The following is a 14,486-nucleotide window of genomic DNA, read 5'->3' on the forward strand; positions in this document are numbered from 1 at the left end:
GTGGCCGGCAGTTGGCGGCGCAGACGTCACAGGACCTGCAGGATCCGCAAAACCCACGGGCCAAGGTCCAAGGCCGATCCGGCGTCGGGGGTTTCGTTGCTGGAGACCTCGTGGACGTTTGCGCGGATAGTGAATGTTCGGGTGTCGGCTTCGGGTGTCCATGCCGGGGTCCGTTACCGGCGTTGATTTCGTTGGGGTCCAGCGTTCGAAGTGGAGGCGCTTATGGGTGGCAAGGATCTCCGCGTCGGTTCTCTGTCGTCCATCGATGGACCGTGTGGCGTTGCCGTCCAATATTGAGTCGCCGCCCTTGCGCCAGCACCATGTTCGCCAAGAACTGCCGCCTTGATTACGCATCCGGCGGCGCATTTCTGTGCCGTCAGTCACATTGCGATCTGCCGCGAGGGGATGGTCGCATAGGCTGATGCGGCTGCCTCAAGGACGAGGTGGCGGTGAACCAATCAAAGAAAGCAACGGCGCATGAACTTTGAATCGCACACTATGACCCTGAAGATCTGGGACCACTCAACGATCGACCACACGTTGGAAGCGGCCATTGCCCACGTTTCCTCAAAGGCAAACGCACCGAAGGACCTGGTGAGGATCACTCGCAGCGGGCCCAACCTGTACACGGTTTGCGCGGCCGGCGGGACCTCCTCGGACTCACTGATCGACCTCAGTTAGGGCCCCAGCCAGCCAATAAGAGAGTGCCGTCGCAACGCGGAGTTGCGGCGGCACTTTGGGTTTCGCGAGTCCTGCAAACCCGACTCCCAGCCCATCGAAGCGGTCACCGGGATGGCCCGCCACCCGCAGTGCCCGTGCGTGTTGAACGTCGATACCGAGGCGGGTCATCGCCACCGGACTTTCCATGATGGGAGCTGCCGTGCTCGCGATCATTGCCGCGCTGATATCACCGTCCCTGCGCCAGAGCCCCTCGAGGGGCTGCCAATGCGGGCGTCGGCGACCTCGACCAGTTAGCCACGTCGACGAAGTAGCAACACGAACGGGACCGTGGGAAGGCGCCGGGCCGGATGCTGCTTCTGGTCCGCCTCTGCTGCGGAAGGGGCACCAGTGCGGAGTGGAAAAGCGGCGGTCACTTCACACGATTGCCGGGTCTTGAGACAGCCGCCGGACAGGGCAAATTTCGGAGTACTCGGCGATATCTCGACGCGTTCACGTCGGGAACACTTTGCAGTCCGGACTGGCCAGGACCCCATCGGAATGGATCGAATATCCGCAAGAGGCCGCCGCTTCCCAGTGTTTGCAAGGGGTGGAAGCTGGTTCGAATCCCACCTTTGGAGCGGGCCTCCGTAGCCACCCTGGTCGCTCTACGTCGGCCCATTTCGCTAGCTCCTCCAAGTTCTTGCCATGCCTCGCTGTCGCAGGCGAAGAGCCGTCCGCACGCTAACGAGCAATTGGGCGCCAATTCGGGAAGCTGTGGGGCCAAACCCACTCGGGGCGGTCCGGCCCCACGTAATAGATGCCGGCCAAGGCAATCCGAACCGTCCACGGCAACGAACAACCTAAGTACTCAAAAATATCCTGCGGACAAAACTATTTGAGGTGCGCCGTTCCCGGGGCGCCGCGACCCGATCGGCCAAGCCCATGTCAACGGAGACCTCGACGACGAAGCAACTCTCAACCATGGCCGGAACCGGACTGCTTCGCAGTCGAGTCGAACTTCGCCTGAGGACACTTCCGACGCCACATCAAGAGCCGGAATCCCCTCGTCCGCTCCATGAAAGGGAAATCCCATGTCAATGACAAATAACCGCCGGCGCGTAATTCTCACCCTGGTCTCCGCCGCAACGATCTTCGGGGCCAGCGCCTGCGGGAGCGCCGGTACGGGAACCAACACTTCGGCCGCCCCTCCGGCTGCCATGGCGCCGTCCTCCGCATCGATGGGTCCGGACATGAGTGGGGCCCCGACAGCGTCCGTGACGGCGACCACTGGGACCGCAGCCGATGCGGTCATCCAAATCAAGTCCTTTGCCTACACCGGCCCGGACAGTGTTTCGGCCGGTTCAAAAGTCACCGTAACGAACCTGGACTCCCAGGCCCACACGCTGACGGCCGACGACGGTTCCTTCAACGCCGTCGTCGAACCCGGCGCAAGCGTCACGTTTACCGCCCCGACAAAACCAGGCTCGTACACCTACCACTGCAACTACCACGGCAGCATGCACGGGACATTGACAGTCAAATAACCACGACCCAAGGCTCCAGAGAGGTTCCCCCCAATGGAACGATCAGAACCGGCCCGCCATCGCGGCCAAACCGCAGTTGCCGTGGTGTTGAGGGTTTTGGCGGCGGCCGCCCTGAGCGTGGACGCCGTGGTCCATGCCCGGCTCGCCCCGGGCTACCAGGCCGCCGCACCCGGGGGCCTCGGGGAAGGGAACCTCTTTGTCGCCGAAGCCGTTGCCGCCGCACTAGTCGGGCTCTATGTCCTGATCCGCGGCAGCCGGCCGGCCTGGGTCCTGGCCCTGCTTGTTGCCGGCGGCGGCCTGGCAGTCCTTCTGCTCTACCGCTACATCGATCTGCCCGCATTCGGGCCCTTCCCCGCCATGTACGAACCAGTGTGGTTCTTTGACAAGACACTGACCGCGTTCGCCCAGGCCGCCGTTGTGATCCTGGCGGCCGCCGCGCTGATCCTCCACCGGAGAACCCGCCGGGCTTGACCCGCCCCCGCTGCCCTCCGGCACCGCCGTGCCGAGTGACGGAAGTGCTTCGGATCAGACTCCATCCCGACAGCGCAACTCCTTGACGTGATTGACATCACCTCTTAAACCGGTATAGATTGCTTCTAAACCGGTTTAATTCACGTCCCAAGGAGAAATCTGATGCTGCGCAGACCAACTATTGCCGATGTTGCCGTCGCGGCGGGAGTCAGCAAGGGCCTGGTATCGCTTGCGCTTAACGACCGGCCCGGCGTGGCTGCCGAAACCAAGGACAGGATCCGCCAGGCCGCTGAAAGCATCGGCTGGCGGGCCAACGCAAGCGCACGCGGCCTCTCCAACCGCAGGGCCTACGCATTGGGACTCGTGGTGCGACGCGACCCCAGGATCATCGAGGCGGACCCCTTCTTTCCGGCGTTCATCGCCGGCATCGAAGCCGCTTTGGCCCACAAGGCCCAGGTCCTGGTGCTCACCGTCGTCCCGGACGCCGAGGCGGAGCAGGAGGCCTACCGCATGCTTGCCGGGGACAACCGCGTCGATGGATTCTTCCTGACCGACCTGCTCAAGGACGATTACCGCATCGCGCTGGTTGAGGAGTTGGGAGTTTGGGCGGTCACGTTGGGCATCCCAGACATTCGCAGCCCCTTCCCGGCGATCAGCCGTGACTACGACACCGGCATCGCCGAACTCACCAGCTACCTCATTTCACTCGGCCACCAGCGGATAGCGCATGTGGCCGGCGACGAAAGGATGCTCCATGGAATGCATCGGCGCGACCAATACTCCGCCGTCATGCGACAGGAAGGATTCGACCCGGTGGTGGTCCCCACCGACTTCTCCGCCGAACAGGGCGCCGAAGCCACGCGATACCTGCTGGACCTGCACGAACGGCCGACGGCGATCATCTTCGCCAACGACCCCATGGCCATAGCCGGCATGTCAGTGGCCCAAGAGCGGGGCCTGAAACTGCCGACGGATTTGTCCATCAGTGGAATGGACGGGTCGGAAATCGGAAAGTACGTGTTTCCGTCACTGACCACCCTCAAGAACGACCCCGCCGAATGGGGCCGCACGGCATCGCTCACATTGTTGAAGCTGATTGACGACGGCGAGGCGCCCAACGCCGAACTTCCCGCCGCCGAATTGGTCATCAGGGGGTCCACCGCGCCTGCGGTTCACCCCGCAGAGAACATCAAAGCTTGAAATCAGAGGAACACCATGATGCAACGAAGCAAAATCCTCGCCGGAACGGCCATCGCCGCCGCATTGGCACTCTCGCTGGCAGCATGCGGAGGCGGCAGCCCCAATGCCGCAGCCGCTATGACCGCCCACGGCCCCATCACCATTTGGTACTCCAACAACGCCCAGGAGGTCGCCTGGGGCAAGTCAATGGTGAGCGAATGGAACGCCGCCCACAAGTCTGAACAGATCACCGGCCAGGAGGTTCCGGCCGGGAAGACCACGGAGGAAGTGATCGGTGCGGCAATTACCGCAGGGACCACGCCCTGCCTGGTGTTCAACAACCTGCCGGCCGCCACCGGTCAGTTCGAAAAGCAGGGAGGGCTGGTTGACCTGTCCAAGTTCTCCGGCGCGAACGCCTATATCGAAGCCCGCAGCGGCACCTCGGCGGCACAGTACAAATCTCCCAATGGTGACTTCTTCCAGATGCCGTGGAAGTCCAACCCGGTCATGATCTTCTACAACAAGGCCATCTTCAAGAAGGCCGGCCTTGATCCGAACAACCCCAAATTGTCCACCTACGCCGAATTCCTTGCTGCAGCCCAGAAGATCAAGTCCAGCGGTGCCGCACCCTACGCCATCTACCCGGCACCGACGAGCGAATTCTTCCAGCCCAACTTTGACTTCCTGCCGTTGTACGCGGCAGCAACCGGCGGGAAGGGGCTTGTCGCCAACGGCAAGGCAACCATCGCCGGCCCGGCAGGCGCTGAAGTGGCGAACTTCTGGAAGACGATCTACGCCGACGGACTCGCCGGCAAGGAACAAGCCCAAGGTGACTCCTTCGCCACTGGCCAGGCCGCCATGGCCATTGTTGGACCATGGGCCATCTCGGTCTACAAGGGTGCCGTCAACTGGGGATCAGTGCCTGTCCCGACCCCGGCCGGCACCCCGGCCAGCAAGACCTGGACGTTCCCGGACGCCAAGAATGTGGGCATGTACAGCTCCTGCAAGAACCAGGGCACCGCATGGGATGTCATGAAATTCGCCACCAGCAAGGAGCAGGACGGGAAACTGCTCCAGGCAACCGGACAGATGCCCATCAGGACCAATCTGCAAACCACGTATGCGAGCTATTTTGCGGCCAACCCGGCGTACAAGACCTTCGCAAATCAGTCAGAACGTACGGTTGACGACCCCACGGGCCCCAACACGATCGCCGAGCTCCAGGCCCTCCGCGACGCCTACTCCAAGGCCGTGATCACCGGCCAGGGCAGCGTTGAATCCGCGTTGCAGGATGCGGCGAACAAGATCAACACGCAAGCCGCAGGGAACTGACAGAAATGTCGAAACTATCCGTCTCGCCCAGGGCGGGAGCCGCCCCCGTGCCGCCCGCCGGGGGCGGGACCCACCCGAAACCACGGCGCGCCCTGAAGCTGCGGGTCTTCGGCCGGAATCCCATCGGCTGGATCCTGAGCGCACCCTATCTGGTGTTCGTGCTGGCCATCTTCGCCTATCCCATCGGATACGCGGTCTACATGTCCTTCTTCGACTACTTCTTCGCAGCCCCAGGTGCCCAGGTCGACCGTCCCTTCATCGGCCTGCAAAACTATGTACAACTCTTCTCCGACCCGGCCGTGCTGCAGTCGTTCGCGAACGTCGGGGTCTTCCTGCTCATCAACGTCCCGCTAACCGTGGTGCTCTCGCTCCTGCTGGCCACCGCGCTGAACAGCGTGGTCAGGTTCGCCACGTTCTTCCGGGTCAGCTTCTACGTCCCCTACGTCACGGCGAGCGTCGCCGTCGTCGGCGTCTGGCTTTTCCTCTTCAGCGGCTCCGGACTCGTCAACCACCTGCTGGGACCCCTGGCTCCGAGCCCGTCCTGGCTCATCAGTTCCGCCTGGGCCATGCCCACCATTGCCCTGTTCGTCACCTGGAAACAGCTTGGCTTTTACATCCTGCTCTACCTGGCGGCACTGCAAAACGTTCCCAAGGAACTCTACGAATCCGCCGCCACCGACGGTGCCGGAAAGATTCGCTCCTTCTTCTCCATCACCGTCCCGAGCGTCCGGCCGGCAACCGTCCTGGTCCTGCTCCTCTCCACCGTGGTCGGCGCCAACCTCTTCACCGAGCCCTACCTGCTCACTGGAGGCGGCGGGCCCAACGGCGCCTCGACATCACCCGTCCTGATCATGTACCAGCAGGGCATCGAACAGGGGCACCCGGGCTACGCGTCCGCCATCGGGATTGTCCTGGTCATCGGCGTGCTCATCGTGGCCTTTATCCAAAATCGCTTTGCCGGAGGGAAGAAATCATGAGCCCGCAGCCAACGAATCGGCCCGCCACAAGCTACGACGACGGCGCCACTCGCCGAACGCTGAAAGTGCCGCGCCTGCGCCGTCGCCGGGGACAGTTGGAACTGACCCGCGGCCAGTCCGTCCTGCAGGGCGTAGTCCTGGGGATCGGCGCCATCGTGTTCCTGTTTCCGTTCTACTACATGCTGATCGGGTCCCTGCAAAAATCGCCCGACACCTCCATCGCCGGCGCATTTCCCAACCCGGCCAACCTCACCGGCAGCAACTACGCCACCATCAACTCCGGCATCAACCTGTTCACCGGGCTGTTGAACTCCGGCATCTTCACGGGTGGCGTGGTGCTGTGCACCGTGGTCTTCGGCGTGCTGGTTGGCTACGCCCTCGCGGTCCTGCAATGGCGGGGCCGGGGTGTGACGTTCGGTCTGGCCCTGCTGGTGCAGATTGTGCCCTTCCAGTTGCTGACCATTCCCCTGTACGTGCTGATCGCCCGCGACTACGGCCTGGCGGACAACTATCTGGGCATGATCCTGCCATTCGCGATCAATTCGACCGCGGTGATCATTTTCCGCCAGTACTTCCTGCAAGTGCCGCGGGAGTTGTTTGATGCGGCTCGGATCGACGGCGCCGGCGAGGTGAAACTGTTGCTGCGCATCGCGCTGCCGCTGGTCCGGCCGGCCCTGGTGACGGTCATCCTCATTACCTTCATCGGTCCGTGGAACGAGTTCCTGTGGCCGTTCCTGATCACCAAGAACGCCAGTATGCAGCCCCTGGCAGTTTCCCTGGCCAACTACATCAGCAACGTGGCAAATTCCACCGCCAACCCCTTCGGCGCCATCCTGGCCGGAGCCGTGGTCCTGGCAGCGCCGGTCGTGCTGATCTTCATCGCCTTCCAGAGGTACTTCATCTCCACCGACATCGGTGCCGCAGTCAAAGGATAGGAATCACCTCCGTGCAGCCCATCACCAAAGAATTACTGCTTGACAGCCTGAACCAGGCCCTCGAATTCAGCAATCCGCTGACCGACGTCATTTCAACCGAACAGTTCTCCTCGACGTATCCGCAGCGGCCCGCCTGGGCCGTGGGACCATTCCGGCAGGATGGCAGCCTGACTTTCCGGCAAGAGCAGGATTGGCCCGATCCAACCGGCATTGGCTGGACGTCGGACTCGATCTTCAACCCGTCCCTCATGGAGCGCGACGGCAGGCTCCACCTGTTCTACCGGGCTTCCCCGCGCAAGGAATCGATCGCCAGCCGCATCGGCATGGCGGTCCATGACCCGGCGACCGGGTGGCGGGACAACGCCGAAAACCCCGTCATCTTCCCCACCCGGGACAATGAGGTCCTCGGCTGCGAGGATCCCAAGGTCTACGCCGCCGGCGGCCGGTACTACATGTTCTACAACGGCATCTTCACCATCGGCAAGGACGACCGGCCCTCCGGTTTTCAGCCCGATAACTACCCGCTCGGCGACGTCGGATGCGACATCAACCTGGCCATATCCGACGACCTAGTCCATTGGGAGAAGCACGGCCTGGTGGTGCCGCACGAGGTCTCGCAGTTCTGGGCCAAGGGTGCGGTGATCCCGCGCCGGGCCAATGGCGAGGCCGTCAAGATTGCCGGGGAATATCTGATGTACCTCTCGGAAGGCTGTGGGGGTGTCACCCACGTGGGTCGGTCCCCGGACCTGGTGAACTGGACGTTTTCGCCCCAGGAATACCTCGACCTCGGCCCCTGGGTGGTTCGCTGCACGAGGTGGCGTGCGCGATCGTTGACGACGCCGAAACCGAGCTGGTGCTGGACTTCTTCTACAGCGACGCCAACGGCGACTTCGCCGCGGCCCAGGCCGTGTACGACGTACACGAGCCTTTTGCCCAAAAGGCTGTCAACCCGGGTGGATCCCTGGCCTGGGGAGGGCTCATCAAGTTCGGTGGCGAGTGGATGTTCGCCCAAGGCTGGGACGCCCCGGCCGGATCCCGGGAAATGTATTTCTACCGCACCGAATCCAGCTAAGTCCCGCAAGCACCGCAAACATCGATCAGGAGCAGTGAACGCGTGAACATGTCAGAAAAGTTTCCATACGCATTGACCAGGGCCGGCATGATCATGGCCCCCGAGCACGGCAACGAATTGGAAGTCGAGGGTGTCCTGAATCCCGCCAGTGGCAGGGGAGCGGATGGCGAACTGTACCTCCTGCCCCGGTTGGTGGCCCGCGGCAATGTCTCACGCATCGGCATTGCGAGGGTCAACGTCGTCGACGGCGTTCCCTCCTCGGTCAGCCGGGAAGGAGTGGTGCTCGAACCGGACCGCAGCTGGGAGCAAGGCGCGCAGAACGCCGGCGTCGAGGACCCCCGCATCACCTTCATAGCTGAACTGGGCCTGCATGTCATGACCTACGTGGCTTTTGGTCCGCTGGGGCCGCGGACCGCCGTCGCCACGTCCACGGACCTGCGGAGCTGGGTCCGGCTGGGTCCGGCCACCTTCGACTACGACGACGCGCTCGACGTGGACCTTGGCCTGTACCACAACAAGGACACGGTCTTCTTTCCTGAATCGGTGACGGGCCCCGACGGCGTCCCCAGCCTGGCCGTGCTCCACCGGCCGATGTGGGACCTGGGCGAAGTCAGGCCGGGGGAGTCCGGTACGCAGCCGGGGTGGCTGGTTGAGGAGCGCCCCAGTATCTGGATCAGTTTCATCCACCTCGCCGACGCCCTCGCAGACCCACGGGCCCTGGCGCGTTGGTCCAGCCACCTGTTCCTGGCCGGCCCGGAATACCCGTTTGAGGAGCTCAAGATCGGTGCCGGCCCGGCGCCACTGCGGGTTCCCGAAGGCTGGCTGGTGATCCACCACGGCGTCACCGGAACCCTGGTCAGCGCCATGGCGCAGCAACAGGATGTGAACTACGCTGCCGGCGCCATGATCCTCGACGCCGACCAGCCGTGGAAAGTCATCGCCCGGACCACGGAACCGCTCTTGTCCGCGGAAACCGAGCAAGAACGGAGCGGGACCGTTCCCAACGTGGTCTTTCCCACCGCCATTGAACTTGTTGACGGTGTCCCATACGTGTTCTACGGCATGGCCGATTCCTGTATTGGCGTGGCCCGCCTGGACCGGACAGCGGAACGGGCCTAGGGTGCGTGCGGCGGCGGGGGTGCCGCGTTCGACCAAATCGAAGGCTCCTGCACCCCGCCGAATGTCTTGCTAGTCGTCGTCGGCAAGCAGCATGCGGAGGACTTGCCCGAGCGGACCGCCGAGTGTGTCGCGTCCGGCTGACGCGATCGGCTGCGCGGCGGCAGCCGTGCGCAGCATCACCACGCCGAGCATCGTCGCGATGGCGAGCTGCGCGCGCAGCAGGATCGGTTCCGTAGCCGGGTTATCCGGGCTCCAACCCGCGTTTGCCGCGATCTTTTGGGCAAAGCCCTCAAGGGTTGTCCGCCTGATCCGGTCGGCATTTTCGTCGCCCGAGGAGCGCAGCAGCAACAAGAGTTGCAGGGGGTCGTCGCCGTCGGGTGCATTCACCACGTGGGTTATCAGTCGCTCGACCATGTCCTCAACGTCGGTGATGTGCTCCGGCGTGCGGGAGTCCAATTCGTCGGACGTGCGTAGCATGCACGCCTCGAAGAGGCCTTCCTTGGATTCAAAATACCTGTTGATCAGCGCAACGTTGACGCCTACGTCCGCGGCAATGTGGCGCACGGTGGTCGCCCGATACCCGTCGGTCGCGAAGCGTCGTCGTGCGGCGCGCACCAGGGCACGCCGCGTCGCGGCCGCGTCCCGCCCGGGCCGGATCAACTCGTCGTCGGTGCCGGAGCCCGTATCGGCGGGTGCCTCTGGCTGTTCCTGAATCTTCTTGTTCATTTCTCACTTCCCTTGGCCATACTATCGCCTGGCAGGCAAAGTAAACGTGTGTTGACTTGCTGCGGTTTCGCAGTAAGCTAGGTAAGTCAGCGTTTGTTTACATCTCGAGGAGAGTCATGTCCGCCACCACCCAGAGTCCCGTCAGAGGGTCGGGGCCACTTCCTGCGGGACTGCCTGCGAAGGCGCCGCGATCCCGGGGAACCGCGATCATCCTTTATCTCTCACTCGGTGGATTGTCGTTTGCCGTGCTCCAATCGCTCGTGGCGCCGGCGCTTGGCACCATCGGCAAGGACCTGGGAGTCGCGACGAGCGCCGCCAGCTGGGTACTCACCGCCTACCTCCTGTCGGCATCCGTGCTGACCCCGATCCTGGGCCGGCTGGGTGACATGGTGGGCAAGCGCAAGATTCTGATCGTTGTCCTTTCCCTGCTTCTTGCCGGCACTCTGCTGGCTGCACTCGCGCCGAACCTGGGCGTGCTGGTGGTTGCCCGCGTCCTGCAGGGCGCCGCGGGTGCGGTGATGCCGTTGTCCATCGGGATTGTCCGTGACGAGCTGCCGAAGGAACGCGTGAGCGTGACCATCGGTCTGCTCTCGGCAATCTTCGGTATCGGTGCCGGCGTCGGCATTGTCGCGGCCGGGCCCATCGTTGAAGCATTGTCCTGGCACTGGCTGTTCTGGCTCCCCGCCGTGCTGGTAGCCATTGCGCTGCTTGGTGCAATCTTTGGCATGCCCGAGTCTCCCGTTCGTACGCCGGGACGTCTTGACCTGGTGGGTACCGGCATCCTCACGATCGGCCTTGTTTCACTGCTGCTGGCCATTAGCGAGGGACAGAACTGGGGCTGGGGTGACGCCAAGACGATCGGCCTGCTCATCCTGGGGGCCGCGGCCCTCGTGGTGTTCGTCTTCGTGGAACTGCGGGTGGCCGAACCGTTGATCGACGTCCGCCTGTTCCGGCACCGTGGGGTCTGGACCGCGCACATCGTGGCGCTGGCCTTTGGCTTCGCCATGTTCGGCACGTTCATCCTTGTCCCCACCCTGTTGCAGCTGCCCACCGTCCTCGGTTACGGCTTTGGCAAGAGCGTCAGCCAGGCCGGGGTCTACCTGCTGCCGACCGTCGTCGCAATGGTGATCTCCGGCGTGGTTGCCGGTGCCCTGATCCGCAGGATCGGCCCGAAGATCCCCATGGTCATTGGTGGACTTGCCGTCACCTTCGCGTTCCTCATCCCGGCCCTTGGCCATGGTGCGGAATGGCAAATCCTCCTGTCCGGGGTACTCACCGGCCTCGGCATCGGCATGGCCCTGGCGGCCACCTCCAACGCGATCGTCGAGAGCGTGCCCGCCGCACAGACCGGTGAAGCGATCAGTGCAAACACCGTCATCCGCACCGTCGGCAGCAGCATCGGCACCGCGGTCATCGCCGCACTCATCTCCTCCAATGTCACGGTGCAGGGTGCCCCCACGGACGCCGCCTTCACGATCGGCTTCTGGGCATCCGCCGGCGTCGGCGTTCTCGCGATCATTGCCGCGCTGATTGCACCCTCCGTGCGCCAAAGCCGCCGCGAGGCCGCCAAAGCGGGCGTTGGCAACCTCGACGAGTCCAAGACGGCGATGTAGTCGAGCCGCCAAGCCCCCCACCGGGGCTTGGCAGCCGCCCCGGTAGCGGGAGCCGGGCACGGATCCATGGACGTTGTTTCAAAATACAGGGTGTGTTGGCGCGCGGTTCACCGCGGCGGTGGTTGGATGGGGGTATATGAGAGGGACACGGCAGCTGCCGTATCCACCCGACCATTAAGGCAGTCATGGACTTCATCGAGGCCGAACACCCCCGGCCGCGGCACTTCCTGCTTCACCTCAGCGACACCCACCTGCTGGGCGGTCCCGGTCCGCTCTACGGTGCCGTGGACAGCGAGGCGCGTCTCCGCCAAGTCTTCGCCGAGATCGCTGCCTCGGGTGCCCGGCCGGAAGCGGTCATCTTCACCGGCGACCTTGCCGACAAGGGCGAGCCCGAGGCCTACGCCAAACTGCGCAGGATTGTGGAGCCCGCGTGCCACGCCATGGGTGCGGAGGTCATCTGGGCCATGGGAAACCATGATCATCGCGGAAACTTCCGGACAGGCCTGTTGGGGGAGCCCGCGGACAGTTCCCCCATAGACCACACCTACTTCCTGAACGGGCTGCGGGTCATCACCGTGGACACCTCCGTGCCGGGATTCCACCACGGGGAACTTGGCGCGGAGCAGCTGGAGTGGTTGGCCGCCGAACTTGCCACACCCGCCCCGGGCGGAACCATCCTTGCCCTTCACCATCCGCCGGTGCCCAGCGTGCTGAACCTTGCCGTGCTGGTTGAGCTGCGTGGACAATCCGAGCTGGCGGCCGTGTTGCGCGGCTCGGACGTGCGCGCCATCCTGGCGGGCCACCTGCACTACTCGACCACCGCCATGTTTGCCGGGATCCCGGTGTCAGTCGCCTCGGCCACGTGCTACACCCAGGACTTGAATGTCCCGGTTGGCGGCACCCGCGGCCGTGACGGCGGGCAGTCCTTCAACCTGGTCCACGTCTACGAGCACACCGTGGTCCATTCGACAGTGCCGCTGGGCGCCGGCCTCACCGTTGGCGAGTTTGTCAGCGCCGGGGAGACACAGACCCGCCTTGCCGTGGCCGGGATCCGCATCCCGGACCACGCGCCGCGCACTACGGGCATTCCGGTCCAGGCACGACGGCGCGGGCTGGCTCCGCGCTAACCTTGGCTGAGGCGCGGGCCGGCCCGCGCGGGGCTATTTTTCCCAGGGCGCCTTGATCGGAAAATACTTCTGCAGGAAATCGGTCACCAGCTCGGCTCGCTCGGCGGCGGGTACCTCGGGGAAGCTCCCGTCGTTGAGGCAGAAGAAGTCCACGTTGCGCTTGGCGAGCAATTTGGGCAGGTAGTTCAAGCCCGACCGCGCAGTTGTGTCGACGTACCGTACCTTGGCCGCGGTCTGAACGGCGGCCCGGCCCGTGAGTAGGCCATAGTAGTGGTACAGCGAGTTGGTGACGGAAATATTCTCCGCCGCACGGAAGGTGCTGGCCGCAGTCGCACGGAATTCCGCAGGGAATTCTTGTTCCATCGCCGCCATGACACTGCGTCGCAGCGGAGCGGCGGCATGTTCCAAGTGGCGGGTGGTGATGCGCCCGAACCGTTCCCACAACAGTTTCCGGTTCACCCGGGCGGCGTTTTCGAAGCCGCTGCGTTCGGCGTCGTTCTCGCCCAGGCCGATCCTGGTCTCGGCTTCGATGAACTTCGTGATGCCGCCCGGCGTGAAGAACATGTCCGGGCTGACGGGGCGGCCAAAGAACATGTCGTCATTGGAGTACAGGAAGTGTTCGCTCAATCCGTCGATGTGGTGCAGCTGGCACTCCACGGCTTGTGAATTGTGGGTGGGCAGCACCGACGGGTCGGCGAAGAACTCCTCGCTGCGCACCACCGTCACCGACGGGTGGTCGGCCAGCCATGACGGGGTGGCGGAGTCGGTGGCGATGAAGATGCGCCGAATCCACGGCGCAAAAGTGTAGATGGAGCGCAGCGCATACTTGAGCTCGTCGATCTGCCGGAACCGGGCCTCGTTGTCGTCACCCTCGCCCACCACCACGCCCTCCATCCGGGCGCGCCGGGCGGCAATGTATTCGGGGGAGCTGCCGTCAACCCAGGAGAAGACCAGATCGATGTCGAAACCGATGTCGGAGGCATGGTCGGCGAACATGTTCTCGATGGTCGGCCAAACGTGCCCGTACCGTTCCACCGTTCCACGCACCGCATCCTGGGCCAACAGTGTGCGCCGGGTCAGTGAGTTTTCCACCGGCAGGATCAACTGATCGCCCTCAAAGCTCCACAGCTCTATCTGCACTCCCAGTGACGCGCCGTAGCCCAGGCCGCCGTCGGGCTCCCACCGCGGCCGGTACAGCCGCAGGATCCGGGATTTGCGGTTCTTGGCCAGTGTCCCGTCAGCCACCAGCAACGCCGACTTCTTGCGTGCGTCGACGGTCATCGCATAGAACGGTTCGTTGGCGCATGCCTCCACCAGGGCCTTGCGCAGCACGGCCCTGTCCTTCCAATCGACGGAAATCACCGGGCGCTCGTCATTGCCGCGCACCAATAGGTAATCCAACCTTGCAGCCTCGAGGGCGCCGCGGATGAACAGCAAGTCCTCCACCATGGCCTCGTTCGGGGTGCGGTCACGGTTGAGAAGGACGTACCGGCCGCGGTGACGGACCACGTCGGGCCGATCCTTGAAGCGGGCGACGGCGGACGGCGGGGTTTCCTCCACGAAATCAAGGTCATCGTCGGATGCGGGGTTGCCAAAGAAGACATCATGCGCGGCGGTCACGTCTGTAATGGGGGCTCCAATGCTGTGTAAGAAGAATGCCGAACCGGGAAGGGGGCGTCTTCTTGAATAGTAGTGCTCGGGTGTTGGGCGGCGGACCAACATGTCGCCCTG

At 63.9% G+C, this 14,486-nt stretch carries 13 protein-coding genes; 11 read left to right on the forward strand and 2 right to left on the reverse strand.

What is annotated here, in order from left to right; genetic code table 11:
- Positions 1 to 477: 477 nt before the first annotated feature.
- The 9 genes from AL755_RS09780 to AL755_RS09820 all read left to right on the forward strand — a co-directional run bounded on the left by AL755_RS09780 (position 478) and on the right by AL755_RS09820 (position 9,289).
- Positions 478 to 681, forward strand: a complete 204-nt coding sequence (locus AL755_RS09780) for a hypothetical protein (protein WP_054010846.1) — start codon at positions 478 to 480, stop codon at positions 679 to 681.
- A 1,070-nt stretch (positions 682 to 1,751) separates the two neighbouring features.
- Complete coding sequence (locus tag AL755_RS23705) at positions 1,752 to 2,204, forward strand: cupredoxin domain-containing protein (RefSeq protein WP_202813549.1); 453 nt, start codon at positions 1,752 to 1,754, stop codon at positions 2,202 to 2,204.
- Positions 2,205 to 2,237: 33 nt separating this feature from the next.
- Positions 2,238 to 2,675, forward strand: coding sequence for a hypothetical protein (locus AL755_RS09790; protein ID WP_054010847.1), 438 nt, complete (start codon positions 2,238 to 2,240; stop codon positions 2,673 to 2,675).
- Between the two features lie 162 nt (positions 2,676 to 2,837).
- The gene (locus AL755_RS09795; protein WP_054010848.1) at positions 2,838 to 3,875 is read left to right on the forward strand and encodes a LacI family DNA-binding transcriptional regulator; all 1,038 of its coding nucleotides are present in this window, start codon (positions 2,838 to 2,840) and stop codon (positions 3,873 to 3,875) included.
- A gap of 15 nt (positions 3,876 to 3,890) precedes the next feature.
- Entirely contained in the window at positions 3,891 to 5,186 is a 1,296-nt protein-coding gene (locus tag AL755_RS09800) for an extracellular solute-binding protein (RefSeq protein WP_237762649.1), read from the forward strand.
- Positions 5,187 to 5,191: 5 nt separating this feature from the next.
- On the forward strand, positions 5,192 to 6,163 hold the full coding sequence (locus AL755_RS09805) for a carbohydrate ABC transporter permease (protein WP_054010849.1): 972 nt from the start codon (positions 5,192 to 5,194) through the stop codon (positions 6,161 to 6,163).
- On the forward strand, positions 6,160 to 7,098 hold the full coding sequence (locus tag AL755_RS09810; RefSeq protein ID WP_082369058.1) for an ABC transporter permease subunit: 939 nt from the start codon (positions 6,160 to 6,162) through the stop codon (positions 7,096 to 7,098). The genes AL755_RS09805 and AL755_RS09810 overlap by 4 nt, the downstream gene beginning before the upstream one ends.
- Positions 7,099 to 7,109: 11 nt before the next feature.
- The gene (locus AL755_RS09815; protein WP_237762650.1) at positions 7,110 to 8,216 is read left to right on the forward strand and encodes a glycoside hydrolase family 130 protein; all 1,107 of its coding nucleotides are present in this window, start codon (positions 7,110 to 7,112) and stop codon (positions 8,214 to 8,216) included.
- A gap of 2 nt (positions 8,217 to 8,218) precedes the next feature.
- Positions 8,219 to 9,289, forward strand: coding sequence for a glycoside hydrolase family 130 protein (locus tag AL755_RS09820; RefSeq protein ID WP_054012981.1), 1,071 nt, complete (start codon positions 8,219 to 8,221; stop codon positions 9,287 to 9,289).
- A gap of 69 nt (positions 9,290 to 9,358) precedes the next feature.
- On the opposite strand, the gene AL755_RS09825 is transcribed toward AL755_RS09820, so the two are convergent.
- Complete coding sequence (locus AL755_RS09825) at positions 9,359 to 10,015, reverse strand: TetR/AcrR family transcriptional regulator (RefSeq protein ID WP_054010850.1); 657 nt, start codon at positions 10,013 to 10,015, stop codon at positions 9,359 to 9,361.
- A 116-nt stretch (positions 10,016 to 10,131) separates the two neighbouring features.
- On the opposite strand from AL755_RS09825, the gene AL755_RS09830 reads away from it, so the two are divergent.
- Positions 10,132 to 11,628, forward strand: a complete 1,497-nt coding sequence (locus tag AL755_RS09830; protein ID WP_054010851.1) for an MFS transporter — start codon at positions 10,132 to 10,134, stop codon at positions 11,626 to 11,628.
- Positions 11,629 to 11,813: 185 nt separating this feature from the next.
- The gene (locus AL755_RS09835) at positions 11,814 to 12,755 is read left to right on the forward strand and encodes a phosphodiesterase (protein WP_054010852.1); all 942 of its coding nucleotides are present in this window, start codon (positions 11,814 to 11,816) and stop codon (positions 12,753 to 12,755) included.
- Between the two features lie 33 nt (positions 12,756 to 12,788).
- Here AL755_RS09835 and AL755_RS09840 read toward each other — a convergent pair whose 3' ends face one another.
- Positions 12,789 to 14,315 (reverse strand): stealth family protein, encoded by a 1,527-nt coding sequence (locus AL755_RS09840; protein ID WP_237762709.1) that lies wholly within the window; start codon positions 14,313 to 14,315, stop codon positions 12,789 to 12,791.
- Positions 14,316 to 14,486 lie beyond the last annotated feature (171 nt).

The sequence above is a fragment of the Arthrobacter sp. ERGS1:01 genome, from assembly GCF_001281315.1.
In the GTDB taxonomy this organism is placed as follows: domain Bacteria; phylum Actinomycetota; class Actinomycetes; order Actinomycetales; family Micrococcaceae; genus Specibacter.

Bases quoted from the DNA above. Each gene is read 5' to 3' on its own strand.
- AL755_RS09780 (WP_054010846.1), top strand. From the start codon at position 478: ATGAACTTTGAATCGCACACTATGACCCTGAAGATCTGGGACCACTCA.
- AL755_RS23705 (WP_202813549.1), top strand. From the start codon at position 1,752: ATGTCAATGACAAATAACCGCCGGCGCGTAATTCTCACCCTGGTCTCC.
- AL755_RS09790 (WP_054010847.1), top strand. From the start codon at position 2,238: ATGGAACGATCAGAACCGGCCCGCCATCGCGGCCAAACCGCAGTTGCC.
- AL755_RS09795 (WP_054010848.1), top strand. From the start codon at position 2,838: ATGCTGCGCAGACCAACTATTGCCGATGTTGCCGTCGCGGCGGGAGTC.
- AL755_RS09800 (WP_237762649.1), top strand. From the start codon at position 3,891: ATGATGCAACGAAGCAAAATCCTCGCCGGAACGGCCATCGCCGCCGCA.
- AL755_RS09805 (WP_054010849.1), top strand. From the start codon at position 5,192: ATGTCGAAACTATCCGTCTCGCCCAGGGCGGGAGCCGCCCCCGTGCCG.
- AL755_RS09810 (WP_082369058.1), top strand. From the start codon at position 6,160: ATGAGCCCGCAGCCAACGAATCGGCCCGCCACAAGCTACGACGACGGC.
- AL755_RS09820 (WP_054012981.1), top strand. From the start codon at position 8,219: ATGTCAGAAAAGTTTCCATACGCATTGACCAGGGCCGGCATGATCATG.
- AL755_RS09825 (WP_054010850.1), bottom strand. From the start codon at position 10,015: ATGAACAAGAAGATTCAGGAACAGCCAGAGGCACCCGCCGATACGGGC.
- AL755_RS09830 (WP_054010851.1), top strand. From the start codon at position 10,132: ATGTCCGCCACCACCCAGAGTCCCGTCAGAGGGTCGGGGCCACTTCCT.
- AL755_RS09835 (WP_054010852.1), top strand. From the start codon at position 11,814: ATGGACTTCATCGAGGCCGAACACCCCCGGCCGCGGCACTTCCTGCTT.